This window comes from Ruegeria sp. I1 (assembly GCF_056532675.1).
In genome coordinates this window covers 539,813-564,304 of record NZ_JBQFNM010000001.1, presented here as the reverse complement: position 1 = coordinate 564,304, position 24,492 = coordinate 539,813, and the positions used below count along the sequence as shown (strand labels likewise).

At 59.3% G+C, this 24,492-nt stretch carries 24 protein-coding genes; 11 read left to right on the top strand and 13 right to left on the bottom strand.

The window, feature by feature from the left end:
* Nucleotides 1-12: 12 nt before the first annotated feature.
* From ACR0DH_RS02890 to ACR0DH_RS02875, 4 genes are all read right to left on the bottom strand, one after another.
* A complete protein-coding gene (locus tag ACR0DH_RS02890; RefSeq protein ID WP_480547020.1) occupies nucleotides 13-1,125 on the bottom strand; it encodes a hypothetical protein in 1,113 nt (370 codons plus the stop codon).
* 2 nt (nucleotides 1,126-1,127) lie between these two features.
* Nucleotides 1,128-1,907 (bottom strand): SDR family oxidoreductase, encoded by a 780-nt coding sequence (locus ACR0DH_RS02885; protein WP_480547018.1) that lies wholly within the window; start codon nucleotides 1,905-1,907, stop codon nucleotides 1,128-1,130.
* 55 nt (nucleotides 1,908-1,962) lie between these two features.
* A complete protein-coding gene (locus tag ACR0DH_RS02880) occupies nucleotides 1,963-2,610 on the bottom strand; it encodes a hypothetical protein (RefSeq protein ID WP_480547016.1) in 648 nt (215 codons plus the stop codon).
* A gap of 99 nt (nucleotides 2,611-2,709) precedes the next feature.
* On the bottom strand, nucleotides 2,710-3,072 hold the full coding sequence (locus tag ACR0DH_RS02875) for a SnoaL-like domain-containing protein (protein WP_480547014.1): 363 nt from the start codon (nucleotides 3,070-3,072) through the stop codon (nucleotides 2,710-2,712).
* 110 nt (nucleotides 3,073-3,182) lie between these two features.
* On the opposite strand from ACR0DH_RS02875, the gene ACR0DH_RS02870 reads away from it, so the two are divergent.
* The 4 genes from ACR0DH_RS02870 (at nucleotide 3,183) to ACR0DH_RS02855 (ending at nucleotide 8,064) form a co-directional block, all read left to right on the top strand.
* Nucleotides 3,183-4,790: a peptide chain release factor 3 gene (locus tag ACR0DH_RS02870; protein WP_480547012.1), complete on the top strand. Its 1,608-nt coding sequence runs from the start codon at nucleotides 3,183-3,185 to the stop codon at nucleotides 4,788-4,790.
* Nucleotides 4,791-4,839: 49 nt separating this feature from the next.
* Nucleotides 4,840-5,595 (top strand): hypothetical protein, encoded by a 756-nt coding sequence (locus ACR0DH_RS02865; RefSeq protein WP_480852334.1) that lies wholly within the window; start codon nucleotides 4,840-4,842, stop codon nucleotides 5,593-5,595.
* Nucleotides 5,592-6,521, top strand: coding sequence for a glycosyltransferase family 2 protein (locus tag ACR0DH_RS02860; protein WP_480547008.1), 930 nt, complete (start codon nucleotides 5,592-5,594; stop codon nucleotides 6,519-6,521). Before ACR0DH_RS02865 ends, ACR0DH_RS02860 begins: the two co-directional genes overlap by 4 nt.
* Nucleotides 6,522-6,705: 184 nt before the next feature.
* Nucleotides 6,706-8,064 carry a DEAD/DEAH box helicase gene (locus ACR0DH_RS02855; RefSeq protein ID WP_480547006.1) on the top strand — a complete coding sequence of 453 codons (1,359 nt, stop codon included), beginning with the start codon at nucleotides 6,706-6,708 and terminating at the stop codon, nucleotides 8,062-8,064.
* Here ACR0DH_RS02855 and ACR0DH_RS02850 read toward each other — a convergent pair.
* The 3 genes from ACR0DH_RS02850 to ACR0DH_RS02840 are packed head-to-tail and all read right to left on the bottom strand — an operon-like array spanning nucleotide 8,061 to nucleotide 10,083.
* A complete protein-coding gene (locus ACR0DH_RS02850) occupies nucleotides 8,061-8,963 on the bottom strand; it encodes an EamA family transporter (protein WP_480547004.1) in 903 nt (300 codons plus the stop codon). The two genes, ACR0DH_RS02855 and ACR0DH_RS02850, sit on opposite strands and share 4 nt — an antisense overlap.
* A 21-nt stretch (nucleotides 8,964-8,984) precedes the next feature.
* On the bottom strand, nucleotides 8,985-9,887 hold the full coding sequence (locus ACR0DH_RS02845; RefSeq protein WP_480547003.1) for a fatty acid desaturase: 903 nt from the start codon (nucleotides 9,885-9,887) through the stop codon (nucleotides 8,985-8,987).
* Nucleotides 9,880-10,083 (bottom strand): DUF2061 domain-containing protein, encoded by a 204-nt coding sequence (locus ACR0DH_RS02840; RefSeq protein WP_480547001.1) that lies wholly within the window; start codon nucleotides 10,081-10,083, stop codon nucleotides 9,880-9,882. The genes ACR0DH_RS02845 and ACR0DH_RS02840 overlap by 8 nt, the downstream gene beginning before the upstream one ends.
* Nucleotides 10,084-10,191: 108 nt before the next feature.
* Here ACR0DH_RS02840 and ACR0DH_RS02835 point away from each other — a divergent pair, with 108 nt between their 5' ends.
* Nucleotides 10,192-11,064, top strand: a complete 873-nt coding sequence (locus tag ACR0DH_RS02835; protein WP_480546999.1) for a helix-turn-helix domain-containing protein — start codon at nucleotides 10,192-10,194, stop codon at nucleotides 11,062-11,064.
* 85 nt (nucleotides 11,065-11,149) lie between these two features.
* Nucleotides 11,150-11,332 carry a hypothetical protein gene (locus tag ACR0DH_RS02830; protein ID WP_353006831.1) on the top strand — a complete coding sequence of 61 codons (183 nt, stop codon included), beginning with the start codon at nucleotides 11,150-11,152 and terminating at the stop codon, nucleotides 11,330-11,332.
* A 6-nt stretch (nucleotides 11,333-11,338) separates the two neighbouring features.
* On the opposite strand, the gene ACR0DH_RS02825 is transcribed toward ACR0DH_RS02830, so the two are convergent.
* From ACR0DH_RS02825 to bcoG, 3 genes are all read right to left on the bottom strand, one after another.
* A complete protein-coding gene (locus ACR0DH_RS02825) occupies nucleotides 11,339-12,100 on the bottom strand; it encodes an SDR family oxidoreductase (RefSeq protein ID WP_480546997.1) in 762 nt (253 codons plus the stop codon).
* Nucleotides 12,097-13,560, bottom strand: a complete 1,464-nt coding sequence (locus ACR0DH_RS02820; RefSeq protein ID WP_480546996.1) for a carnitine 3-dehydrogenase — start codon at nucleotides 13,558-13,560, stop codon at nucleotides 12,097-12,099. The genes ACR0DH_RS02825 and ACR0DH_RS02820 overlap by 4 nt, the downstream gene beginning before the upstream one ends.
* 117 nt (nucleotides 13,561-13,677) lie before the next feature.
* Nucleotides 13,678-14,595, bottom strand: coding sequence for a 3-dehydrocarnitine:acetyl-CoA trimethylamine transferase BcoG (gene bcoG / locus ACR0DH_RS02815; RefSeq protein WP_480542661.1), 918 nt, complete (start codon nucleotides 14,593-14,595; stop codon nucleotides 13,678-13,680).
* 131 nt (nucleotides 14,596-14,726) lie between these two features.
* Between bcoG and ACR0DH_RS02810 the strand changes: the two genes are divergently transcribed.
* Nucleotides 14,727-15,713: a GlxA family transcriptional regulator gene (locus ACR0DH_RS02810; RefSeq protein WP_480546994.1), complete on the top strand. Its 987-nt coding sequence runs from the start codon at nucleotides 14,727-14,729 to the stop codon at nucleotides 15,711-15,713.
* A gap of 71 nt (nucleotides 15,714-15,784) precedes the next feature.
* On the opposite strand, the gene ACR0DH_RS02805 is transcribed toward ACR0DH_RS02810, so the two are convergent.
* From ACR0DH_RS02805 to ACR0DH_RS02795, 3 genes are read right to left on the bottom strand one after another with little or no spacing between them, the layout of a single operon-like run.
* Complete coding sequence (locus ACR0DH_RS02805) at nucleotides 15,785-16,831, bottom strand: aldo/keto reductase (RefSeq protein ID WP_480546992.1); 1,047 nt, start codon at nucleotides 16,829-16,831, stop codon at nucleotides 15,785-15,787.
* A 34-nt stretch (nucleotides 16,832-16,865) separates the two neighbouring features.
* Entirely contained in the window at nucleotides 16,866-17,324 is a 459-nt protein-coding gene (locus ACR0DH_RS02800; protein ID WP_480546990.1) for a DNA polymerase III subunit chi, read from the bottom strand.
* Nucleotides 17,325-17,327: 3 nt separating this feature from the next.
* On the bottom strand, nucleotides 17,328-18,794 hold the full coding sequence (locus ACR0DH_RS02795) for a leucyl aminopeptidase (RefSeq protein WP_480546988.1): 1,467 nt from the start codon (nucleotides 18,792-18,794) through the stop codon (nucleotides 17,328-17,330).
* Between the two features lie 229 nt (nucleotides 18,795-19,023).
* Here ACR0DH_RS02795 and lptG point away from each other — a divergent pair, with 229 nt between their 5' ends.
* The 4 genes from lptG to pdxA are packed head-to-tail and all read left to right on the top strand — an operon-like array spanning nucleotide 19,024 to nucleotide 24,489.
* Complete coding sequence (gene lptG, locus ACR0DH_RS02790) at nucleotides 19,024-20,124, top strand: LPS export ABC transporter permease LptG (RefSeq protein ID WP_480546986.1); 1,101 nt, start codon at nucleotides 19,024-19,026, stop codon at nucleotides 20,122-20,124.
* Complete coding sequence (locus tag ACR0DH_RS02785; RefSeq protein WP_480546984.1) at nucleotides 20,124-22,283, top strand: LPS-assembly protein LptD; 2,160 nt, start codon at nucleotides 20,124-20,126, stop codon at nucleotides 22,281-22,283. Before lptG ends, ACR0DH_RS02785 begins: the two co-directional genes overlap by 1 nt.
* Nucleotides 22,274-23,527, top strand: coding sequence for a peptidylprolyl isomerase (locus tag ACR0DH_RS02780; protein WP_480546983.1), 1,254 nt, complete (start codon nucleotides 22,274-22,276; stop codon nucleotides 23,525-23,527). Before ACR0DH_RS02785 ends, ACR0DH_RS02780 begins: the two co-directional genes overlap by 10 nt.
* On the top strand, nucleotides 23,524-24,489 hold the full coding sequence (pdxA, locus tag ACR0DH_RS02775; RefSeq protein ID WP_480546981.1) for a 4-hydroxythreonine-4-phosphate dehydrogenase PdxA: 966 nt from the start codon (nucleotides 23,524-23,526) through the stop codon (nucleotides 24,487-24,489). Before ACR0DH_RS02780 ends, pdxA begins: the two co-directional genes overlap by 4 nt.
* Nucleotides 24,490-24,492: the final 3 nt, after the last annotated feature.

The window sequence follows — 24,492 nt, the reverse complement described above, 5'->3', positions numbered from 1 at the left end:
CTGTGCGATATCTCAGCCCAGCAGGTCGAAATCAACACCCGCCCGCACCTTGCCATTCACCTGAATCTCAAGCCGATGTGCACCGGGAACAAGCTGGAACGTGCTGGCGTTGGCCTTGAGCTTGTGACGCTTTTCCAAACGCAACGCCCCGTCCTTCAGCGCAGCTTGTTTCAGCTTGTGCACCTTGGCTGAGGTCTTCCCTCCAGGCCTTTGAAAGTGAATAATATAATCCACAAGAACCGGCTGCGCGCCCTGACCCTTCATGTCTACTAAAAACTCCAGCGCTTCTCCAATCCGGGCCTCTGCCAAGAGCTCGATACCAATGGCCAGTTCGGCGTCAGGATCATAGCCCAGCATGGCCATCGCGCCCGGATGTCCAGCCTTTACAAGGCCACGCAGCGTGTGTCCGATCATCCAGTCCAGCTCATCCGCGTTCTGCCTGCCCGCCCCTTGCCAGGCCTTGAGCTGCGCCAGAACCAGATCGGGCTGTTTCTTTGAGATATCGTTCAGATGGTTGGCAACCGAGCGGGTGACATAGCGTGTTTTGTCGCCATGCAACCGATCAAGCAAAGGCATAGGATCATTCAGCTCCAACCCAATCGCCTGCCCCCAAGGTAGGCGTGGCCGCGTGCCTTCGCTGACCAATCGGCGGACATGATAGCTGTCATGCGCGCACCAGTCCTGCATCCGGTTCAGAACCAGATCGGGCCAACGGTTCAGAAACGGACGGATCGCCCATTCCATTGAAAACCTTTGGGTTAGTTCCTCAAACAGATCCAGAGCATCCTCCGGCGCGTCCAGCCCAATCGCGACCACCCATTCGCCGAGCGGTGCAAAGATGAAATCCCCGAAATCATCATCCGTTTTGGTCGGGTCCAAAGGCGGTGGCAGCGCGCGCAGGATCACGGGCGCGACCTCGGGCAGTGTACCCGGCAGGGCCGATTGCAGACAATCTGCAATCCAAGTCATGCGCTCTTTCAGCTCCAGCTCGGTGAGGCGAGACATCACCTGCCCATGAAAGGCATCCGCATCAAAAGACGGGTCCGCCTGGGCAAAAAGCCCGGCCAGATACCGGGTTTTCTCATCATTAAACAGCTGATCTTTCAGGGAATATCCTTGTGACATGGCTACATCGTCAAATTGGTTGCACCACCATCCAACAGGATGTTCTGCCCAACGATAAACCCGGCCTGTTGCGAGCACAGAAAGGCGCAGGTGGCCCCAAACTCGGCCCGGGTACCATACCGGCGCGCTGGGATTGTTGCGGCCCGCGCAGCCCGCGCTTCGTCGATCGAAATGCTCTGTTGTGCCGCCACACCACTATCGAGCGAGTCCGCCCGGTCGGTTGCATGAATACCCGGCAGCAGGTTGTTGATGTTGACCCCATGAGGAGCCACCTGCCGCGCCGTTCCCGCCACGTAACCGGTTAGACCAGTACGCGCCGCATTCGACAGGCCAAGCACGGCAATCGGTGCGCGCACGGATTGCGAGGTGATATTAACCACCCTGCCCCAGCCTTTGTCCATCATCGCAGGCAACAGCGCTTTCATGAAGGCAATCGGCGTCAGCATATTCGCATCCAGCGCCTTGATGAAATCATCGCGGTCCCAATCCGACCACATACCGGGCGGAGGACCCCCGGCATTGTTGACCAGAATATCAACGCCTTGCGCCGTGTCGATCACCTGAGCCTGCCCCTCCGCGGAGGTCACATCACAGGCGACGGCCTGCACATCAACGCCATATGCAGAACGCAACCGCGCAGCTTCGGCCTCCAGCGCATCAACCCCACGCGCATTCATCACCAGATCGACACCGGCCTCGGCCAGCGCCTCGGCGCATCCCAGGCCCAGCCCCTTGCTGCTGGCGCACACCAAAGCACGTTTTCCTCGAATTCCCAGGTCCATTCACTTCCCCTTTTCGCATCGACCAGCGGTGTCACATAGATTCAGCGCGAAAAGCTCACGCTTTTTCAAGCGATTTCAGTATCTCAGACAATGCGTTGAGTTCAGCGCTCTCGCCTGTCCAATCACCCTGCTGATACAGATTTTGCACAACCTCCGCACACTGCGTACTGCTACATGCATCAACGTCAGCCAGCTTCGCTTCATGATCGGCAAGATAAGTCTCGCGGGTATTCAGATGCGCAAGGCGCATATCCAGACTATTGCGCACATCTGGCGTCAGATCTGTCGAGTATACTTTCAGAAACAAACCCAATTCACTGATCAGTTGCTCAGTCGCCCGACGAGCTGAGCGCACCGACCGCAAAATCTGTTTGCGCGCTGAGTCCCTAAGCTCTCCGGTGCTTTGCAGGGCGTGTACAGATTTCGAAACTCGGGCATCGACCGTCGCGATACGGCGTTGCAGCAGGGTGCTTTTCTTCACCAGATCATCGGCATCCGCCGAAAGACGCTGAGCCTTAGTCATCAGCCTATCACGGTCGCTTCCATCCCGCTGAGACCCCGCCGAAGTCGAGCCATCGCGCGATAAACCCGGACGGTCCGGAGGGCCGTGACCCGGATGGGCAAGCACAACATCCGATTGATGGGCAACTAATATGATAACCGCCATGAATGCCATTGCCAGTTTATTGAAAACACTGCTCATTTCCAGGCTCGGTCCTCGATGATCTGATCTGTTTAGCCAACAGGCTAGCGCACGCAACAATGAAGTTCGGCATCAACAGATCAGAAATGTCGCCCATCGTCAGTAGAAAAACTCCTCCCTCACGATTTTTCCATTCGCAACGTGATAAATCGCCACTTCACGCATATCGAAGCTTTCATCGGTTTCCTTTACTTTGCCCTGGACTTCGAAGACTACGGCAAAACGGTCTTCACCATGCAGGAATGGATCGCTCACTGACGCGCCCGACACCTCGTGGGCGTTTTCCCACCAGTCATGCTTGCCGCCAATGCCATCGAGGCCCTGCGTTTCGCGGCCCATGCCTTGCATATCTTGTGCTTCGACGGATACGGCATCAGGCGCATAAAGCTTGGTCAGGTTTTCCTTAGCCCTGTTCTCTCGGCAGCCTGCAACCAGTTCGTCAGCAATATCTTTCAAATTCATCGCTCAGCTCCATCATTTTGTTCACTATTTGTTCTTTTTGCCACAAGCAGCCGATTCGCACCACCCCGTTTGTCTTGCCTCGGCGGGTTTCCCCGCCTATACGCGCGCTTATGCTTGATACCGCCTCGAACCAACCTACCCTGCCGCCCGAGATCGCTCGTCGTCGGACATTCGCCATCATCTCGCACCCCGATGCGGGCAAAACGACGCTGACCGAGAAGTTCCTTCTGTACGGCGGTGCGATCCAGATGGCGGGACAGGTGCGCGCCAAGGGTGAGGCGCGGCGCACGCGGTCGGACTTCATGCAAATGGAGAAAGATCGCGGCATCTCGGTGTCCGCCTCGGCGATGTCGTTCGACTATGGGAATTTCCGGTTCAATCTGGTGGACACCCCTGGTCACAGCGATTTCTCGGAAGATACCTATCGCACGCTGACCGCGGTGGATGCCGCCGTGATGGTGATTGACGGTGCAAAAGGTGTGGAAAGCCAGACGCAGAAACTGTTCGAGGTCTGCCGCCTGCGCGATCTGCCGATCCTGACCTTCTGTAACAAGATGGACCGCGAAAGCCGCGATACGTTCGAGATCATCGACGAAATTCAGGAAATGCTGGCCATCGACGTCACGCCCGCCGCCTGGCCGATTGGCGTGGGTCGGGATTTCATCGGCTGCTATGATATGCTGCGCGACCGGCTGGAACTGATGGACCGCGCAGATCGTAACAAAGTGGCTGAAAGCATCCAGATCGACGGGCTGGATGATCCCAAGCTGGCCGAGCACGTGCCCGAACATCTGCTGGAGAAACTGCTGGAAGAGGTCGAGATGGCGCGAGAACTGCTGCCCGCGCTGGACCCGCAGGCCGTTCTGGAAGGCCATATGACCCCGATCTGGTTCGGTTCGGCCATCAATTCGTTCGGTGTGAAGGAATTGATGGAAGGCATCGGCGCTTATGGCCCGCAGCCGCAGGTTCAATCCGCTGAACCGCGCCAGATCGCACCCGATGAAAAGAAAGTCGCCGGGTTTGTTTTCAAGGTACAGGCCAATATGGACCCCAAGCACCGCGACCGTGTGGCCTTTGTGCGCATGGCCTCGGGGCACTTCAAGCGCGGTATGAAATTGACCCATGTGCGGTCGAAAAAGCCTATCGCAATCTCGAACCCGGTTCTGTTCCTGGCCTCCGACCGGGAACTGGCCGAAGAAGCCTGGGCCGGCGATATTATCGGCATCCCGAACCACGGACAGCTGCGCATTGGCGATACGCTGACCGAAGGCGAAGCGATCCGCGTGACCGGCATCCCCTCTTTCGCGCCGGAACTGTTGCAGACCGTCCGTCCGGGCGATCCGATGAAGGCCAAGCATCTGGAAAAAGCCCTGATGCAGTTTGCCGAAGAAGGCGCGGCCAAGGTGTTCAAACCCTCGATCGGATCGGGCTTTATCGTGGGCGTGGTCGGCGCGCTGCAGTTCGAAGTGCTGGCCAGCCGGATTGAGATGGAGTACGGCCTGCCAGTGCGGTTCGAAGCGTCTCAGTTCACCTCGGCCCGTTGGGTCAGCGGTGAGAAACTTGAGGTCGAGAAATTCGTCAACGCCAACAAGCAGCACATCGCCCATGACCATGATGGCGACATCGTCTATCTGACGCGTCTTCAATGGGATATCGACCGCGTCGTGCGCGACTATCCGGCGCTGAACCTGACGGCCACCAAGGAGATGATGGTTTAAGGGAAAGGGTTGATTGCACAGCAGACTCAGGCTGTGCAATCTTGCGGGCATGAGCGATGACGATCTGACCTTTCCCCGCGGACTGCCCGATATGCTGGATGGCTATGACAAGCGCCGTACCCCGTTCGAATTCGGCGCGAACTCGCTGCCCCCGCCGGAGGCAGACCTTGAGGCACTGGCCGCACAAACCGTTCCGCCAAGCGCAACGGAACTGCCACCCTTGGATATTCAGACCTCATGGGATCGTAAGCGGGTGAAAATCGCCGAAGAGTTCATCGGACAGTCTGAGCTTGCCTTTCTGAACGCGCAACTGGTTGCAAATCTGCGCAAACGGTCATTTCCACGCCACGCCCCGGATCTTTTTCAGCGGCTCTGGGCTGAACAGTCCGCACATCTTCTGTCTGTGCTGGACCTGCGCTGGCTGGTTTCCTCGGTCCAGACCTTTGCCGATCACGGCCAGACCCCAACACAGCGCGAAGTCGGGCAAGCTCTGCGCATGTTGTTTGGATTGATGAAGATTTACGAATACGAACGCCTGTTTTCCGGCACGGCGCCAGAAACCCCCTATGGATCGCGCAACAAGGTCCACAAACCCTTACCCCTGCAGATGAAATCCTTCTCGCTGGATTCTGGCGGGCTGGATACCAATCTGATGGCGCCGGTTTGGACCAAGGCCCTGAATGACCCTACAATCGCGCCCCTTGCCGATCATTTGTTTAGCACGTTAAACGCCGATCCCGGCACCGTGTTTCGCCGGTTAAAACACATGCGCAACCGGCGCGCGACGCTGCGGTCCCGCACATGACCCGTTGGGGCATTGTCTCGATGGTCCGTGGCCGGGCCGAGGATATCCTCGGCTTTGCGGCGCATCACCTCGATCTGGGGGTCGACCGGCTTTATGTATTTCTGGACGAGCCGAACCCGGTTGCCTTTCAGGCGCTCAGCCAGCATCCCAAGGTGCAGGTGCAATCGTGCGATGAGGCATTCTGGTCAAAACGCACGCGCGGACGCCCGGATAAGCACCAGATTCGCCAGACCTTTATCGCGACCCATACCTATCGACGTGCGGATTTGGACTGGATGGCCCATATCGATGTGGATGAGTTTTTGTGGACGTCAGAGCCCGTCGCGGATGTGCTGGCTACAGTCCCGCAAGATATCCCGGCGGTCCGCGTGCGGCCGTCAGAGGCGATATCAGGCGGTGATGACCTGTATAAGGCGCATATCCCTAAAAGCCCCACCCGCGAGGCGCTTGTGCAAGAGATCTACCCAACATACGGCGCCTTTGTGCTGGGCGGGTTCCTGAGTCATGTGCAGGGAAAGTTGATCGTGCGTACAGGGCTGGAAAACCTCAGCTTTCGGATACACAACCTGTTTCAGAACAAGAAACTACTACCCTGCAAGCACGAACAGCCTCAGTTTGAACTCTGCCACCGTCACGCACCGGATTGGGAACACTGGATCGCGCACTATGAATTTCGGATGACCAGAGGGTCTTATCAGCCCGGCATGTCGCCCAACGTGCCGCGCGAAAAAGGTGGCTTGAACAAGAATGAGTTGTTCAGCTGGATCAAGGATGAACAAGGCATGGACGGTCTGCGCGCCTTCTATGCCGAGATCAGCGGTCAGGACCCTGACGTGCGCACGCGGTTGGAACGTTACGGCCTGATCCGGCACAGGCCATTGAACCTGAGCCAGAAAATCGCAGAACATTTCCCCGGAAGTGGCTGAATTGTTGCGTAGAATCCCGCATTGACGCCTTGCATGTGTGACAGGCTGGTCTTTGTTTGACCCTGACCTACCTTTTTGTTATGTCCGCGCCCAAGCCGAAATGCGCAAAAAGCGCATGGCCATCCGGGCCCGGCACTTTTCAGACGCGCGGGCCAGGTCTAGTGTCCGCATGAACCGGACATACATGACAAAGTTTAACGAACTGAACCTGAACCCCAAGGTCCTCAAAGCCATTGAGGAAGCTGGATATGAAACCCCCACCCCGATCCAAGAGGGCGCGATTCCACCTGCGCTCGAAGGACGCGACGTTCTGGGGATCGCGCAAACCGGCACGGGTAAAACCGCCAGCTTCACGCTGCCTATGATCACATTGCTGGCCCGTGGTCGCGCCCGCGCGCGGATGCCACGGTCACTAGTGCTGTGTCCGACGCGCGAATTGGCCGCGCAGGTGGCCGAGAATTTCGACACTTACACCAAGCATCTGAAGCTGACCAAAGCGCTGTTGATCGGTGGTGTCAGCTTCAAAGAGCAAGAGGCGCTGATTGACCGCGGCGTAGACGTTCTGATCGCGACGCCGGGCCGTCTACTGGACCATTTCGAACGCGGCAAGCTGCTGCTGACCGGCGTTCAGATCATGGTCGTGGATGAGGCCGACCGGATGCTGGATATGGGGTTCATCCCCGATATCGAACGCATCTTCTCGCTCACGCCGTTCACCCGCCAGACGTTGTTCTTTTCGGCCACCATGGCCTCCGAGATTGAACGCATCACCGACACGTTCCTATCGGCCCCCGCCCGGGTCGAGGTTGCGCGCCAAGCGACCGCATCCGAAACGATCGAACAGGGCGTTGTCATGTTCAAAGGTGGCCGCCGGGATCGTGAAGCAAGCCAAAAACGCAACTTATTGCGCGCACTGATCGACGCCGAGGGTGAAAAATGCACCAACGCGATCATATTCTGCAATCGGAAGACAGATGTCGATATCTGCGCGAAATCGCTGAAGAAATACGGCTATGATGCCGCCGCTATCCATGGCGATCTGGATCAGTCGCAGCGGATGAAAACACTGGACGGGTTTCGCGACGGATCATTGCGTCTGCTGGTTGCCTCGGACGTCGCTGCACGCGGCCTCGACGTTCCGGCCGTCAGCCATGTGTTCAATTTCGACGTCCCCGGCCATCCCGAGGATTACGTGCACCGGATCGGCCGCACTGGTCGCGCCGGGCGCGAAGGCAAGGCAATCACGATCTGCTCAGGCCGGGACGAAAAGGCTCTGGTTGCGATTGAAAAGTTGATCCAGAAGGAAATTCCCCGGCTCGACAATCCGATTAAGGAAGATCCCAAGCCGGAGGCCGCCAAGCCTGAGAAAAAGGCCAAGCCCACGGACGATAGAAAATACGACCGCAGCAAGGACGAGCGCAAACAGGACAAGCCCGCCAAGGGTCGTGGTCGCCGGGACGACAATGGCCCCAAGATTGTCGGCATGGGCGACCACCTGCCCAGCTTCATCGCGCTCAGTTTCGACGAACGCCGCGCCAGCTAGATCGCCAGCACCAGCGCCAGTATTGAGGCGCCCAACAATCCCATCCCGGCGATTTCGCGCCGGGTGATGGTCTCGCGGAAGAACAGGATTGAGGCCAAAAGGCTGAGGATCAGCTCCACCTGCCCGAGTGCTTTGACATAAGCCGCGTTTTGCAACGTAAACGCCAGAAACCAGCAGAACGACCCGCCAAGGCTGGTCAGCCCGACGAATACGCCTGTGGATCGGGTTTGCCAGACTGCCAGCAATTCGGCCCGGTCGCGCCACAGCAGCCACAGCCCCATGCTGAGAAACTGGAAGGTGACCACGGCTGCCAGAGTGATCAGGGCACGGAACCATGCATCAATGTCGCCAAGCTCCAACGATGCGCCGCGATAGCTGACGGCTGAGAACGCAAACAACACACCGGACCCAAGCCCAAGCTGCGAGGCACGGTTGGTCAGATGGCGCCACCACGTGCCGCCTCCGCCCGGTGTTTTGGACAGCAAAAGAACCGCCAACAATCCCAACAGGATTGCGCCAAGCGCCCCGGCTGAAACCTTATCCCCAAGGATCAGAAATCCGACGATTGCCGTTTGAATCACTTCGGTTTTCTTGAAAGTGATCCCAACCGCGAAATTGCGTTGTTTAAACAGGGCCACTACGCAGATCGTCGCCAATATCTGCGCCGTTCCACCTATGGCAACGAACAGCCAGAACTGGGCGGTCAGCGGTGGCACTGCGGCTTGCGTCACCCACAGTGCTGCGGCCAGCCCCAGAACCACCAGCGGCATCGAATAGGCAAACCGCGCAAAAGTTGCACCAGCGGCGGATAGTTTCACGCTGCTGAGCGACTTTTGAAGCATGAACCGCACCGTCTGGAATGAGGCGGCGGCGATGGTGACGGGAATCCATAAACTCATGGCTCCCCTTCTGTCGTGGAATCAGGGCTTTGGCCAGAGCGGATGGGCCACCGGATCTTTCGCCCGCCAGAAGTATTCTTTGAAAATCTGCGCGTATGAGCGATAGACATAGGCTTCGTTGCAAGCCTGATATCGGTCTTTCCCTGCCTGATAGAGTGCAGGCAGACGGTACCATGGGGCCGAAGGGTTCATGTGATGAACAACGTGCAGGTTGTTGTTCAAAAACAGAAAGGCTAGCAGCCCGCGGTCTTCGACAATCACCGTCCGAGCGCGAGATTTCTCATGCGCACGGTGTTCCAGAAAGGTCCGGATTTTGACCAGACCCAGCCCGATATAGGCTGATAGAACAAAGGCCCAGATCGGCGTCGCCGATTGCGCGACCACCCACAAAACAACCGCGACGCCGGGGATATGCAGTGCCCAAGCCAGAAGAATCGCGCGATCCCCTCGGATCATCCCATGCCATTCATCGCGTAGAAACATCACTTGTCCGATTGCGGGGCCCAGCACGATCCGGCCCAGAAGCGTGTTGTTGGCCACAAACAGCCGCTTTTGCCACCACGACAGTCGCGCCCAAACTTTCGGATCCAGATAGTTCGTTTCGGGGTCGTCATAGGGGTCGGTCAGGTTGGCATCCTGATGATGCGCCAGATGCAGATCGCGGAAGCGGTTGAACGGGATGAACAAAGTCAGCGGCAGGGCCATCAGCGCCTCGTTCAGCCATCTGGCGCGGAATGGGTGCCCGTGCAACGCCTCATGCGTCAGCGAGGAATGCAAGGCAGCAACCAGACCCAAGGCCGGGATGGCGAGCCATAGGGACCAGGCCGCAAGCCAGAACAGACCGGCCAGCCATGCGGCGTAACAGGCTAAGATCAGGGCGAATGTCCCCCATTCGGGCGATTGGGGCCGTGTTGGTTCAGCCATTGCGGCCCCACGCGATTCCAGCCCAGACCCGTTCATAGGCAACATACAGCGTCAAACCGATGGCCGTATTGATCAGCGCCAACGCACCGCCAACCGCCACTGACCCAGTGGCAATCAGACCAACCAAAGTCATGACCGCCAACCCCAACGCATTCCAAATCAGTGCCTTCACGACCGACCTTTGCCGCGTCTCCATTCCGGACCCCGTTTTTATTGTTCTCACAAAAGCGTTACCTACGGGGTGGCCTGTTGGGAATTCTGAATATGATTAACAAAATTCATCAAATGTGATATTTTCAAACACATGGATGAAAAACTCGACAAACGCGTGCGCGCTGCGCAGTTTCGCCTACGCTTGGCCCGCGCGATGGAAGACCGCCAAACCAGCCAAAGCGCCCTGGCCCGCAGCATTGGCGTGGACCGGTCTACCGTCTCGCAACTGCTGGCGGATGACGGCGCGCGCCTGCCCAATGCCCATGTGATTGGTGGCTGCGCAGCAGCACTGGGGGTTTCGGCCGATTGGCTTCTCAGCCTATCAGACCGACCCGAAAGCGCGGCGGAACTGTTGGCCGGGTCCCTCAGCATGACAGAGGCCCCGCGCGCATTGGTGGATGAGCGGATTTTCCAATGGCATCAAGAGGCTGCGGGCTACAAGATCCGCTATGTCCCGGCCACCCTGCCCGATATGCTCAAGACCCGCGCCGTGCTGGAATGGGAATACGCCCCGCATCTGGGCCGCACGGCGGATCAGGCAATTGGGGCCTCCGAGGATCGGCTAACATGGATGCGCAGTGCGCAATCGGACTATGAGATCGCAATGCCCTTATTCGAAATCCGCAGCTTTGCCCTTGGTGAAGGCTATTACGAAGGCCTACCGCTGGAAGTTCGGCTGGAGCAGATCGACCATCTTCTGGCCTTGTGCGAACAGCTCTACCCGCGTCTGCGGATCTATCTGTTTGATGCAAAACGCTTGTATTCTGCACCGGTGACGATCTTTGGCCCGCTGTTGTGCGTCTTCTATGCCGGCAGCCACTATATGGCGTTCCGCGACCGGGACCGGATCGAGGTGTTTACCCGCCATTTCGACACGCTGATCCGCGAAGCCGATATGACCGCCCGTCATTTCCCCCAGCATCTATGCGAATTGCGGGCCGAAGCTGAACAGACAACCGCTTAAGGGAATCCCCCAATCGTGCGATCCGACTGGCCGTGTAGTATAGTACCCGCGCGAACCCTCAGACATTCCACGGAGGATGACCGAAATGGACGCACTCAAAACAGCGCAATATGCACGTGCCTTGTACTCGGTTCATGGAGACCGGGCCGAGGCGGAAGCCGCTCAAAAGATGCGCGAATCTGAAGCTGCCGGAAACGCCCAGCAAGCCAAAGACTGGCAAGCCGTCCGCAGCACGATCCGCCAGATCAGAGGCCCGAATCAAGGCTGACCCAAGTCAGAGTTTCGGGTCGGGATTGACCGTATGTCCGTCCACGGCGATGACCTGACCCGAAACCAGCCGTGCCGCATCCGAGGCCAGAAATACCGCCATATCAGCAATATCCCGCGCTTCAACAAAACGACCCATCGAGGTGCCCGAAGCATAGCCCTCGTAGACCTGATCGCGCGTCATGCCCTTGGCGGCGGCCTCGCGCTGCAAGACCCCTTCCATGCGTGGACCTTCGACAGAACCGGGGCAGATCACGTTACAGCGTATACCGTGCGGGCCAAGCTCCATCGCCAGCGTCTTACCCAATCCAACCATGGCCCATTTCGCGGCAGCATAGGGCGAACGGTTCGGATAGCCATACTGTCCAGCCGTCGATGACGTGATCAAAACAGCCCCATGCGCTTGTTTCTTGAGCATCGGAACGGCGTATTTCGAACACAAAAACGCCCCTTCAAGATTGACCGAAAGACAATTTTTCCAATCACTTAAAGACACATCCTCAACCAAGGCCGTTGGCCCGGCAACACCTGCGTTAGCACAGAGGACATCCAGCCCGCCCCACGCCTTGGTAATCTGGTCGAACAAATCAGCCACCTGCGCCTCATCCGAGACATCGGTTTTGCATGTCTGCCAGTTCTCCGGGCAGCTATTCAGCGCCGCATCGTCGATATCGACAACCCAGACCCGCGCCCCTGCGGCATCAAACGCCTCGGCCATCGCGCGCCCGACGCCCGAGGCACCCGCCGTGATCAGAACCCGCTGCGTCATACGGGTTTCCGGATCGCGGCACCTGCCCCCTCGGGATAAGGCAGATCGGCTTGCGCCTGGGTAATCCGTGCCATCGCATCCTCGATCTGATCCGAAGGTGCTGAGGGGCGTCGTGTTTCAAGGTCGACATGCAACAGGAAACTCTCGCCCGTCGCCAAAAGCTTGTCGCCCTCATACATGCTGTGGAACACGTGCAGTTTCTTGCCTTGACCCAACAGCATCTGAGTACGCACTTCGATCCGGGCTCCGGCATGGGTTTCGTCCAGATACCGGATATGGTTCTCGGCGGTGAAGTAGCTTCCGCCCGAGGTGATGTACTCCATGTCACATCCGATGATTTCCATGAAGCGGTCCGTGGCGGCGGCAAACGCCTCCAGATACTTCGCCTCATTCATATGGCCGTTATAGTCGGTCCAGTCCAAAGGAACCGCGCGCGACAGGGTCAGGATCGGCTGGCTCAGGTCAGCCTGATCCAGTGTCGGCAAAGCACCGGGTTTCAGCGCCGCGTCGTGCTGGTTTAGAACGGCCCCCGCGCCGTAATTTTGCGCCTTAAGCGAGCGCATCATGCCGACAAGGTTGTTGTCGCGGATACGTTCCAGCTCGCGGATCGAATGCATTCCGGATTGCGCATCCGACTGATCTGCGATCAGATCGACCAGTTCATCTGTGAACTCGGGCACATCCATCAGTTTGGTCCAAGGCCATTTCAGCGCGGGCCCAAACTGCGCCATGAAGTGCCGCATGCCAGCTTCGCCACCTGCCACGCGATAGGTCTCGAATAGTCCCATTTGCGCCCAGCGAATGCCAAAGCCCATGCGGATGGCCTCGTCGATCTCTTCGGTTGTGGCGATACCATCCTTGACCAGCCACAGCGCCTCGCGCCAGACCGCCTCCAGGAAACGATCCGCGATATGCGCGTCGATCTCTTTTCTGACATGCAGCGGGAAGAATCCGACCGATGTCAGTACATCCTTGGCCTTGGAAACCATCTCGGGCGGGTTCTTGTCGGTGGGCACCAGTTCGATCAATGGCAGCAGATAGACCGGGTTGAACGGATGCGTCACCACGATCTGCTCGGGGCGCAAGGCGTCGTCCTGCAATTCCGAGGGTTTGAACCCGCTGGTCGACGAGCCGATGATCGCCTCAGGATCACAGGCCTCTTGTAGGCTTTTGTAAACCTTCAGCTTAAGGTCCAGCCGCTCTGGCACGCTCTCTTGAATCCAAGTGGCATCCCGAACAGCCTCCGCAATGTCCGCATGAAACGTCAGCGCGCCTTCAGGTGGCAGCGGCACATCGCTCAGCCCCGGCAACGAGCGCCGTGCATTGTCCAGAACCTCACCGATTTTACGCTCGGCCTCGGGGTCCGGGTCAAACACACGCACGTCCCAGCCATTCAGCAAGAACCGCGCGGCCCAGCCGCCGCCAATAACTCCGCCACCAATGATCGCTGCGGTTTTCATTGCCCTGTCCTCCAAATTTCCCGCCGGGTTCGCACCCCGAACCCGGCCGCGCCCGACCCTCCCCACGGGAGGGCGCATTCGCACCCTCCTAGGATCGGTCGCGGCCTGGTGTTGTACCTACTTCGTCACCGGTGCCCGTTTCACCAGCCCTAACTTCTCACGCACTTCTTCAGGTCCAATCACCCGTGCGCCCATATTTTCGATGATCGACCCGGCCCGTTCGACCAACTGCCAGTTCTCAGCCAACACACCCTTCTCGAGCCACAGATTATCTTCCAACCCGACACGCACATTTCCGCCCGCCAAAACCGAGGCCGCCACATACGCCATCTCGTTCCGACCCAGCGAGAAGGCGCTGAAGGTCCAGTCATCAGGGACGTTGTTCACCATCGCCATGAAGGTGTTCAGATCATCCGGCGCGCCCCAAGGCACGCCCATACACAGTTGCACCAGAGCATTCGGCTCCAGAACACCCTCTTTCACCAACTGCTTGGCAAACCAGAGATGGCCGGTATCAAAGGCTTCGATCTCGGGCTTCACACCCAGATCGGTCATCATCCGCCCCATTGCCCGCAGCGCGCCGGGCGTGTTGGTCATGACATAGTCTGCTTCGGCAAAATTCATGGTACCGCAGTCCAAAGTGCAAATCTCGGGCAAACATTCAGCCACATGCGCGACCCGTTCACTCGCACCCACCAGATCGGTTCCGGCCTCTGCCAAAGGCAGCGGAGTCTCAACACCGCCAAACACCATATCACCACCCATACCCGCAGTCAGGTTCAGAACGGCATCAACCTCGGCATCCCGGATGCGGTCCGTCACCTCGCGATACAGCGCCAGATCGCGTGAAGGCGCACCGGTCTCGGGATCGCGCACATGGCAATGCACCACTGCGGCCCCCGCCTTGGCCGCCGCAATCGCGCTCTCGGCAATCTGCTTGGGCGAGCGCGGCACATGCGGGCTGCGATCCTGCGTTCCGCCCGAACCGGTTACAGCACAGGTGATAAAGACCTCGCGGTTCATTTCCAAAGGCATGTTGTTTTCCCCACGTTATACCGGGTTTCACGCCAGGTTTTCCCCAGACTTCTCCCCGGTTATCGATTTGCGTTGCGCGCAAGTCTGGCGCAGCTTTGGAAAAATACTTGCCAGAATACGAATCGAACTTGATGAAATCCGCAAAAAACATCCTGGAACCTGAGCATCGTGCCCTGAAAACAGCGGTGCTGGTGCTGGACGAATGCAACACGCTCAGCTTTGCCTCGGCTGTCGATCCGATGCGCGCGGCAAACCGACTGGCGGACCGGCCTGCTTTTGACTGGGACTATGTGACCGCAACATCGGACCCTGCGATGCTGACCAGCGCGCTGCACGTCCCGGGCACCCCGTTGGCCCGCCTGCAAAGCTGCGATCTGATGATCGTTGTGGCCGGGTTCCAACTGGCTCGCCATGCGACACCCAGCCTGCTGGCCGGTCTGCGTCGCATCGCAGGCACCGGCGCGGCTATGGCCGGGATTGATGGCGGGCCGTGGCTGCTGGCCGAGGCTGGCCTTCTGAATGGTCACGCCGCCACGACCCACTGGGAAGACCTGGACAATTTCGCCGCGCGCTTCCCCGACATCGATGTCCGCCCCGACCGTTTCACCGTGTCGGGCAATCGCCTGACATCCGGCGGTGCAATCCCGGCGGTCGAGATGATGCTGCACATCATCGCAGCACGCCATGGCGCTGGTTTCGCCGCTCGGGTCTCGGGCCTGTTCCTCTATGAGGGCGCACCCGAACCAACCAAACCGCAAAGCCGCACCGGCGCCCCGCACCGCCATACCCCGCTGACGTCAAAAGCAAACGGCCTGATGCAGGCCTCGCTGGATGATCCGCTGCCGCTTGCCTACATAGCTGATCAGCTGGGCACCAGCCCGCGCACGCTGCAACAACAGTTCCGCCTGCGCCTGAACACCACGCCGCAGGATCACTATCTGCAATTGCGGCTGGCCGAGGCGCGCCGTCTGGTCACCGACACCGACATGCCGCTGATGGATGTGGCACTGGCGACCGGCTTCGCCTCGCAATCCAGCTTTGCCCGCGCTTTCCGCACCGCCCACGGCCTCTCGGCCCGCGACCTCAGGCACGAGCGCACCCCTCACACCCATCACTGACCGGATCCCCTTCATCTGGCCCAAAATACCTCGGGGGAGGCGCGCGGAACGCGCGGCGGGGGCAGCGCCCCCTAAAACGGCATGGGATGCGCGCGATGGGCCTGCCCGATTTCCTTCAGAACCTCTGATGACAGCACGAGGTTGTCACCGGCCAGAATATGTTCCAACTGCGTCACAGTGGTGGCACCAAAAATGGCCGACATCATAAAGGGCCGGGTCCGGCACCAGGCCAGCGCCATATGGGTCGGGTCCAACCCATGGGTCGATGCCACCTCAAGATAGGCCGCCACAGCGTCGTAAACCCGATCCGAGTCGCGTCCACCCAGTTCGGGCGAGATCGACTTACGCGATCCTTCGGGCACCGCGCCGCCTTGATACTTGCCGGTCAGCAATCCGGTGGCCAGCGGCGAAAACGCCATGAGACCCACATCCTCATGCATACTCAGCTCGGCCATATCGGTGTCGAAATGCCGGCACAGCAGTGAGTATTCATTCTGCACCGACGCCACACGCGGCGCGCCCATCTGCTCGGACAACCGCAACCACTGCGCCGTGCCCCAGGCGCTTTCATTCGACAGACCGAAAGCCCGGATGTTGCCCTTGTCAACCTGCGCCTGCAGCGCCTCAAGACAGCCCCGCATGTTCTCCAGCACCTCATCGGTGTTGTGGCCCGAGGGGGCGTAGTTCCAGTCCTGACGGAACATGTAACTGCCCCGATTGGGCCAGTGAAACTGATAGAGGTCGATATAGTCGGTCTGCAACCGCCGCAGCGATCCCTCGATTGCCTCGGGAATGGTCTGCGCCGAAATCGGCGCTCCGTCCCGGGCATGGGCAAAGCCAGCACCCGAATGCTTGGTGGCAAGCACATAGTCACCCCGTCGCGCGGCATTTGCGGCGTTCCAGTTCCCCAATATCTCTTCGGTTCGGCCCACCGTTTCCTTTGAGATCGGGTTGACCGGGTACATCTCGGCCGCGTCAACAAAGTTGATCCCCGCCCCCAGCGCCAGATCCATCTGCGCATGCGCCTCGGCTTCCGAGGTCTGGGTTCCAAAGGTCATCGTTCCCAGACACAGGTCAGACACCATGATGCCGCTGCGGCCCAAAGGCTTCATTTCCATCCGTCACTCTCCTGATTTCTAAACCAGCCGCGCGCTAAGCCTCGGCTTTCTTTTCCCAACGGCCCGATTCCTCGGACCAATATTGCGCCGAACAGCCCGCCTGCGTCAGGGTTTTCCACTGGCCGCGCGCATGTTGCACGGCCTGATCGTCATTGCCATCAAACAGGATACAGACCCGCTCCAGCGCGGCAACCTCATCCGGGGCCACTTCGGCCCCGTCCACCGACATCACACATGTCGCCTCGTTGCTCGTCTGCATGTCCGAGGTCAGCAGGATCGGCTGCATCGCATCATGCGGACCACCCGAGCGGCCATGGGGCAAGAACCCCTCCTCGGGGCCCAGCCACAGCTTTTCGTCCAGCCAATCCAGCCGGGCAGGATCAGTGCCCCGCACCGCAATCCGCCACCCGGCCTGCCGCGCCTTATCCAGCAGCACTGGTAAAGTCTGCTCAAGCGGCCTTTGGGTCAGGTGGTAGAAATAGACGGCGCCCATGGTCTACTCGAAATTGTCCTGCACAAAGCGGCTGAGCGCACGGACACCCCAGCCGGTGGCCCCTTTCGGAGCGTAGGAGGTCTCGGACGCGACCGAGGCCACCCCGGCGATGTCCAGATGAATCCACGGCGTGTCATCCTTGACGAACCGCTGCAGGAACTGCGCCGCCGTGATCGAGCCCGCAGGCCGCCCGCCCACATTCTTCATATCCGCGATGCGCGATTTCAGCAGCTTGTCATAGGCATCGCCCAACGGCATCCGCCATGCGCCTTCATCTTCGGCCTTGGCCGATTTCAGGAAGGCGTTACAGAAGGTGTCGTTGTTCGAGAACACACCGGCATTCTCATGCCCCAGCCCGATGATGATCGCACCCGTCAAAGTGGCCAAATCGATCATGCCAACAGGCGCGAACCGTTCCTGCGCGTACCACATGACGTCACATAGAACCAAACGCCCCTCGGCGTCGGTGTTGATGATCTCGACCGTGTCGCCCTTCATCGATTTGACCACATCACCCGGTCGCGTGGCATTGCCCGAGGGCATGTTTTCAACCAGACCTACAAGCCCCACAACATTGGCCTTGGCTTTGCGTTTGGCCAGCGCGCGCATGGTGCCCGCGACAACACCCGCACCGCCCATATCCATGGTCATGTCTTCCATGCCGCCAGCAGGCTTGAGCGAGATACCACCGGTATCGAACACAACACCTTTGCCGACCAGGGCCAGCGGCGCATCATCCTTGTCGCCGCCATTCCACTGCATCACCACCACTTTGGACGGGCTGTCCGAGCCCTGCCCCACGCAAAGCAAAGTACGCATGCCCAGTTCAGCCAGCTTGTCTTCGTCCAGCACTTCGACCTCAAGGCCCAGCGATGTCATCTCATCCAGACGGGCGGCAAATTCACTGGTGGTCAGGACATTCGCAGGTTCATTGGTAAGGTCACGGGTCATCCGCACCCCATCCGCAACCGCATACATCGGTGCAAACTGGGCCTCGGCCTCTTCAGGCTTGTTGCAAGAGATTGTGACCGAGCCCGCGGCGTCGCTATCGTTTGTTTTATGCGCATCAAAATCATAGCTGCGCAGGGCGATCCCCATCGCCAGATCCTCGGCCCGTGCCTGATTGCCTGCCATCACCAGCATCTCGCGCCCGCCCGCCAGTTTGGCCAACGCGGCACCGGCCTTGCGCGCCTCATCCGCGTCGGGGCGGCGAGGCAGGACCAGAACATCCAGAGCCTCGGCAGCCATTCCAACCGGCCAAGCCAGCGAGATAACATCGCCGGTTTTTGCCTTGCCAAACGCATCGCTTTCAACAAGCCGGGCAACGGCCCCTTTGGTCAGGCGATTGGCGCGTCGGGCTGCCGGGCTCATCTTGCGGTCCGCAGGAACCACGATGGCAACGCGCCCTTCGGCCTGCGCCATGACTTCCACGTCAAAGGCTTGAAAACGGATTGGGACTAGACTGCTCATTGCGCGCTCCTGAAACTGTGTTCCCCAAGACCTAGCCCGCGCCGCCCGGCTTGACCAGATAGCAGTTTTCCCTGACCACCATTTGCATTATGGTCCCCCAAAAATATCCGGCAGGCTCGGGGGAGACGACAGTGGCACGACAGCGCAGGCATAGACCGTCGCGCATGGGTTTATGCAAGGGCAATATTGACCTGAGCGCCAACGCTGCAAACCCTGCGGGGTCGCGCTTGTGATTTTGGATCGCTATTTCGCTCGCCGCTTCATGCAGAGTTTTCTGGTCATTGGGGGCATCTTTCTGACCCTGATGATTCTGATCGACTTGATCGAACAAGTGCGCCGGTTCGACGAGGTTGATCTGTCTTTTGGCCGCTTGTTGCAGCTGACCTTGCTGAACACACCTGCCGCGATCAGCGAAATGCTGCCCCTGCTGGTGATCCTGGCAACCATAGCGCTGTTTGTCGGGTTGGCGCGCACCTCGGAACTGGTGGTAACCCGCGCGACTGGCCGATCCGGCATACGCGCGCTGGTAGCGCCGGTCTTGCTGGCGCTTGTGATCGGGGCCCTAGCCGTGACGCTTCTGAACCCGATCGCAGCAGCTACCTCTGAAGAGTACAACCGCCTTTCTGATTCCTATCGAAACAATGGCAGCTCAGCGCTGTCGATCAGCGGCGAGGGTCTTTGGCTGCGCCAAAGCACCGAGACGGGCCAGGCCGTGATACACGCGCGCGGCACAGCAAATGGCGATGAGTTGAAATTGAGCGATGTGACCATCGTTTCATTCAACCCGGACGGAAAACCAACACAACAGATTGCCGCTGAACAGGCCCGATTGATCGATGGCAGCTGGGTCCTAAGCAATGCTAAAGTCTGGAACCTTGAAGACGGCCAGAACCCCGAGACACACTCGGTTGAGCATGCTCAGCTTGACCTTCCGACGACGCTGACCCGCCAACGTATTCTGGATACGCTGGGGCAGCAGGATTCTGTGTCGGTCTACGATTTGCCCCAATTGATAGCGGACCTGCGCGAGGCCGGCTTCTCGACCAAACAATATGAGGTCTGGCTACAAGTCCAACTGGCCCGCCCGTTCTTTTTGGTTTCGATGGTTCTGATCGGCGCAGCCTTTACCATGCGCCATGTACGCTTCGGCGGCACCGGCGTTGCGGTTCTGACCGCGGTATTGTTGGGGTTTGCCATTTATTTCGTGCGCAACTTTGCGCAAATACTCGGGGAAAACGGACAATTGCCCATCTACGTCGCCGCCTGGGCACCGCCCGTTGCTGCCATCTTTCTGTCGCTCGGCTTGTTGCTACATGCGGAGGACGGCTGATGCCGCGCATTCTGTCTGCGCTGATGGCGAGCGCCCTGGCTGTCACGGCCCCTGCTGCGCTGCTGGCTCAAACTGCGCCAGCACCTGCGACCAATCAGGCCACCCAACAGGATGAGCCCGCCCTGTTGGTCGCGGATAAGATATTCATCACGCCCGAACGCGTGCTGGTCGCCGAAGGCAATGTCGAGGCGTTTCAGGGCGATGCCAAGGTCAGCGCGCAGCGCATCACCTTTGACCGCGAAACCGGAAAACTGTCGCTTGAGGGACCCATTCGGATCGATCAGGGCGGGCGGACAACCTTGCTGGCAGATTCAGCCGAGCTGGATGATGGCTTGCAAAACGGGTTGCTGATCGGTGCGCGTATGGTATTCGATCAGCAGGTTCAGGTCGCCTCGGTTCAGGCGCGGCGCGCCTCGGGGCGCTACACACAGTTCAGCAAGGTCGCGGCCACCTCCTGCCATGTTTGTGCAAATGGCAAACCTCCGCTTTGGCAAATCCGGGCGCGCAAAGTGACCCATGATCAGCTAGAGCGGCAGCTTTACTTTGAAGGCGCGCAGCTGCGCGTGCTGGACTACCCGGTCTTCTATTTTCCATATCTGCGCCTGCCCGACCCGACGCTTGAACGCGCGACCGGGTTTCTGGCACCATCCTTCCGCAGAACCTCACAGCTGGGTCTGGGTCTGCAAGTGCCATACTTCATCAAGCTGGGCGACAACAAGGACCTGACGCTGACACCGTTTGTCTCGGCCAGCACCCGAACGCTGGGCTATCGCTATCGGCAAGCCTTCGTGAACGGACGCATCCAGTTCGAAGGTGCCTATACCCGCGATGATGTGCAGCGCGATCAGGATCGTGGCTATCTGTTTGCCAACGGCTTCTTCAATCTCAGGAATGACTTCCGGCTGACATTCGACCTCAAGACCACCTCGGACGATGCCTATCTGGCGGATTACGGCCTGCCCGATCTCGACCGGCTGCGCAGTGAGATCGCGCTGACCCGGATCAAGCGCGACACCGCCTTCAGGACCAGCCTGATCCACTATAAAACACTACGCGACAGTGAGGAACAGGATGAGATCCCCTCGCGCGTGTTTGACCTGAACTACGAGAAGCGGTTCTTCCCAAACACGGTCGGCGGCGAAATGCGGCTTGGCTTTGTGGCTCATGCCCATGAACGCACCAGTGACGAGAATGTTGTCGGGCGCGATATCGCGCGCGCGACGTTTGATGCGGAATGGCTGCGCAGCTGGACCTTTGCATCGGGGCTGCGCGCGGATGCCCAGATCGGCGCTGCAATTGATACGTTTAACATCCGTAATGACGACGCATTTCCCAGCAACGTCACGCGCACCACGCCCCGCGCGGCGCTGACCCTGCGCTATCCCATGACACGGCGCGAGCAAACCGGTGCGACCCAGTTTCTGGAACCAATCGTGCAATTCGGCTGGACCGATGTTTCGGACACGGATGTTCCGAACGATGAAAGCACCTTTCAGGAATTCGATCAGGGCAATCTGTTGTCCCTGTCCCGCTTTCCGGCCGAAGATCAGCGCGAAGACGGGGCAACAGCGGTGGTTGGCGTCAATTGGGCGCGTTACAAATCGAACGGATGGCAGGCCTTGGCCACAATCGGTCAGGTCTTTCGCGCCGATGCTGACCCGAATTTCAACCTGACCTCGGGCCTGCAGGGTACCAAATCCGATCTGCTGGTGGCTGGCCAGATTAAAACCGCCAATGGCTGGTCGCTGGCCGGGCGCGGCTTGATCGAAAGCGATTTCAGTTTTACACGCGCCGAGCTGCGCGGCGCCTGGACAGGCGAGTTCAGCGCAATATCAGGCAGCTATGTCTGGCAAGAGCCTGATCCGGCTGAAAATCTGGATGAAGAAGTGTCCGAGATCTGGTTGCGCGGGCGGCACCAAATCGATCAGAACTGGCTGACGCGTGCTTCGGCCCGCTACGATCTTGCCAATTCCGAACCCATCCGCCTGGGGCTGGGTGTGACTTATCAGAACGAATGCGTTCAGTTTAACATGTCCGTAAACAGACGCTTTACCTCAACAACGACTATTGAGCCTTCGACCGAATTCGGGTTTACCGTTACGCTGACAGGATATGCCGTTGAAGGCGGCGGAAAGACGTACAAGAGAAAATGCAGTTGATTTCAGGTTTCTTCAGGTTTCTCCGGGGCGGATGCGCCCGTTCGATCTCATCGGCGTTGGCTGCCGTTGTTTTGGCAGTCTCTGTCCCGCAGGCCAGTGCGCAAAGCCTGTTTTCCCCTGCGATCCGCGTCAATCAGGATATCATCACCTGGTTTGAGCTTGAGCAACGGCTGGAGTTCCTGAACGCGCTGGGTGTGCCGGGTGGAACCGAGGCAGAAGTGCGTCAGGCCCTAATCGACGACCGCCTGCGCCAGCAAGCCATGCGCGAGGCTGGCGTTCAGGCCGCGCCTGAAGATGTCCAGGTGGGTATTGACCAGCTCGCCGCCCGCGGCCAGTTCAGCACTGAACAGTTCCTGCAACTGCTCAGCGAAGCCGGTATCGAGCCTGAAACCGTTCGTGATTTTGTTGCGGATCAATTGTCATGGCGCGACTATATCAGCGCACGCTTCCTGTCGCAGGCCCGCCCCAGCGAAGACGAGATCAACCGGGCCCTTGGTCAATCCGGTGGTGGTGGTCTGCAGGTTCTGCTCTCCGAAATCATTATCCCGGTGAATCAGCAAACCGTTGCTCAGGCGGAGCGGCTGGCAGAAGAAATCTCGCGCCTTGAAGGGTATGACGCCTTCTCGGCAGCGGCAGCGCAATATTCAGCCGCTGACACCCGCAACAATGGCGGTCGTCTGGACTGGTTGAACATCAGTAACCTACCGCCCGCGCTGCAACCCGTGCTTCTGGGCCTCAAAAACGGTGAGATAACGGAACCACTGACCTTGCCGAACGCCATTGCGCTGTTCCAGATGCGCGGCGTGCGCGAAGTCGCAGCTGGCGCCCCCAGCTATTCGAAGATCGATTATGCAATCTACTACTTGCCTGGTGGTCGCAGTGCGGACGCGCTGGCGCAGGCCGCGCGCCTGAGCGAAGAGATTGACACCTGCGATGATCTTTATGGCATTGCCAAAGGACAACCCGCCGACGTGTTGGAGCGGACCGAAGCCGCCCCCTCCGATATCCCGCGCGATATCGCCGTTGAACTGGCCAAGCTGGACCGGAACGAAGTATCGACTACCCTGACCCGCAACAACGGTCAAACGCTGGTGTTTCTGATGCTGTGCAACCGCACCCGCGATCTGGGTGAAGATACCTCGCGCGTCGACGTGGCCAACGCCCTGACACAGCAGCGCTTGCAAGCCTTCTCAGAAAGCCTTCTGGAACAGCTACGCGCCGACGCCACTATCGTCGAGCAATGATTGCGCCCATCGCGCTCAGCTGTGGCGACCCGGCTGGAATAGGTCCGGAGATCGCCGCCAAAGCCTGGGCAGAGCTGCGCGATGACTGCCCGTTTTTCCTGATTGGCGATGCCACCCATCTGCCCCCAGGTACGCCCTTAGCCCGGATCACCGATCCGGCTGACGCGCTGGACGCAAGCGCCCAAACATTGCCCGTTCTGCACGTGGATTTCCCGGTCTCCAACATCCCGGGCCAACCGGAACCGGCCAATGCGCCCTCGGTCATTGACGCAATCGAGCGCGGCGTTTCTTTGGCTCAATCGGGCGCGGCCTCGGCCCTCTGTACGGCGCCTATCAACAAAAAAGCGCTGATCGACGGGGCCGATTTCGCCTACCCCGGCCATACCGAGTTTCTCGCCGCTCTGGCCGGGCGCCAACATGTGGTGATGATGCTGGCCAGCGCGCAGCTGCGCGTCGTGCCGGCCACGATCCACATCCCGCTCGCGCGTGTGCCACAGGAACTGACACCAGATTTGCTGACCCAAACCATCGCGCTGACCGCGCAAGGCCTGCAACAGCAGTTCGGCATCACACATCCCCGGATCGCCGTCGCGGGGCTGAACCCGCACGCAGGCGAAGGCGGCAAGATGGGCACAGAGGAGCTGGACTGGATCGCCCCGCTGCTGAAAGGCTTAGACAGCCCCGATTACACCGTCACCGGCCCGCACCCGGCGGATACGCTGTTCCACGCCGCCGCCCGCGCCCGTTATGACGCCGCTATCGCCATGTATCACGATCAGGCCCTGATCCCGATCAAAACACTGGATTTCGACCGGGGCGTGAATGTCACGCTGGGCCTGCCTTTCATCCGCACCTCGCCCGATCATGGCACCGCACTGGATATCGCCGGGCAAGGCATCGCCAATCCCACCAGCCTGATTGAGGCCCTGAAACTCGCCCAACGCATGGCACAAAGCTCTTGATCC

What these genes read in the sequence shown, in the direction of transcription:
- ACR0DH_RS02890 (WP_480547020.1), bottom strand. Translation starts at nt 1,125, where the DNA reads ATGTCACAAGGATATTCCCTGAAAGATCAGCTGTTTAATGATGAGAAA.
- ACR0DH_RS02885 (WP_480547018.1), bottom strand. Translation starts at nt 1,907, where the DNA reads ATGGACCTGGGAATTCGAGGAAAACGTGCTTTGGTGTGCGCCAGCAGC.
- ACR0DH_RS02880 (WP_480547016.1), bottom strand. Translation starts at nt 2,610, where the DNA reads ATGAGCAGTGTTTTCAATAAACTGGCAATGGCATTCATGGCGGTTATC.
- ACR0DH_RS02875 (WP_480547014.1), bottom strand. Translation starts at nt 3,072, where the DNA reads ATGAATTTGAAAGATATTGCTGACGAACTGGTTGCAGGCTGCCGAGAG.
- ACR0DH_RS02870 (WP_480547012.1), top strand. Translation starts at nt 3,183, where the DNA reads ATGCTTGATACCGCCTCGAACCAACCTACCCTGCCGCCCGAGATCGCT.
- ACR0DH_RS02865 (WP_480852334.1), top strand. Translation starts at nt 4,840, where the DNA reads ATGAGCGATGACGATCTGACCTTTCCCCGCGGACTGCCCGATATGCTG.
- ACR0DH_RS02860 (WP_480547008.1), top strand. Translation starts at nt 5,592, where the DNA reads ATGACCCGTTGGGGCATTGTCTCGATGGTCCGTGGCCGGGCCGAGGAT.
- ACR0DH_RS02855 (WP_480547006.1), top strand. Translation starts at nt 6,706, where the DNA reads ATGACAAAGTTTAACGAACTGAACCTGAACCCCAAGGTCCTCAAAGCC.
- ACR0DH_RS02850 (WP_480547004.1), bottom strand. Translation starts at nt 8,963, where the DNA reads ATGAGTTTATGGATTCCCGTCACCATCGCCGCCGCCTCATTCCAGACG.
- ACR0DH_RS02845 (WP_480547003.1), bottom strand. Translation starts at nt 9,887, where the DNA reads ATGGCTGAACCAACACGGCCCCAATCGCCCGAATGGGGGACATTCGCC.
- ACR0DH_RS02840 (WP_480547001.1), bottom strand. Translation starts at nt 10,083, where the DNA reads ATGGAGACGCGGCAAAGGTCGGTCGTGAAGGCACTGATTTGGAATGCG.
- ACR0DH_RS02835 (WP_480546999.1), top strand. Translation starts at nt 10,192, where the DNA reads ATGGATGAAAAACTCGACAAACGCGTGCGCGCTGCGCAGTTTCGCCTA.
- ACR0DH_RS02830 (WP_353006831.1), top strand. Translation starts at nt 11,150, where the DNA reads ATGGACGCACTCAAAACAGCGCAATATGCACGTGCCTTGTACTCGGTT.
- ACR0DH_RS02825 (WP_480546997.1), bottom strand. Translation starts at nt 12,100, where the DNA reads ATGACGCAGCGGGTTCTGATCACGGCGGGTGCCTCGGGCGTCGGGCGC.
- ACR0DH_RS02820 (WP_480546996.1), bottom strand. Translation starts at nt 13,560, where the DNA reads ATGAAAACCGCAGCGATCATTGGTGGCGGAGTTATTGGCGGCGGCTGG.
- bcoG (WP_480542661.1), bottom strand. Translation starts at nt 14,595, where the DNA reads ATGCCTTTGGAAATGAACCGCGAGGTCTTTATCACCTGTGCTGTAACC.
- ACR0DH_RS02810 (WP_480546994.1), top strand. Translation starts at nt 14,727, where the DNA reads ATGAAATCCGCAAAAAACATCCTGGAACCTGAGCATCGTGCCCTGAAA.
- ACR0DH_RS02805 (WP_480546992.1), bottom strand. Translation starts at nt 16,831, where the DNA reads ATGGAAATGAAGCCTTTGGGCCGCAGCGGCATCATGGTGTCTGACCTG.
- ACR0DH_RS02800 (WP_480546990.1), bottom strand. Translation starts at nt 17,324, where the DNA reads ATGGGCGCCGTCTATTTCTACCACCTGACCCAAAGGCCGCTTGAGCAG.
- ACR0DH_RS02795 (WP_480546988.1), bottom strand. Translation starts at nt 18,794, where the DNA reads ATGAGCAGTCTAGTCCCAATCCGTTTTCAAGCCTTTGACGTGGAAGTC.
- ACR0DH_RS02785 (WP_480546984.1), top strand. Translation starts at nt 20,124, where the DNA reads ATGCCGCGCATTCTGTCTGCGCTGATGGCGAGCGCCCTGGCTGTCACG.
- ACR0DH_RS02780 (WP_480546983.1), top strand. Translation starts at nt 22,274, where the DNA reads ATGCAGTTGATTTCAGGTTTCTTCAGGTTTCTCCGGGGCGGATGCGCC.
- pdxA (WP_480546981.1), top strand. Translation starts at nt 23,524, where the DNA reads ATGATTGCGCCCATCGCGCTCAGCTGTGGCGACCCGGCTGGAATAGGT.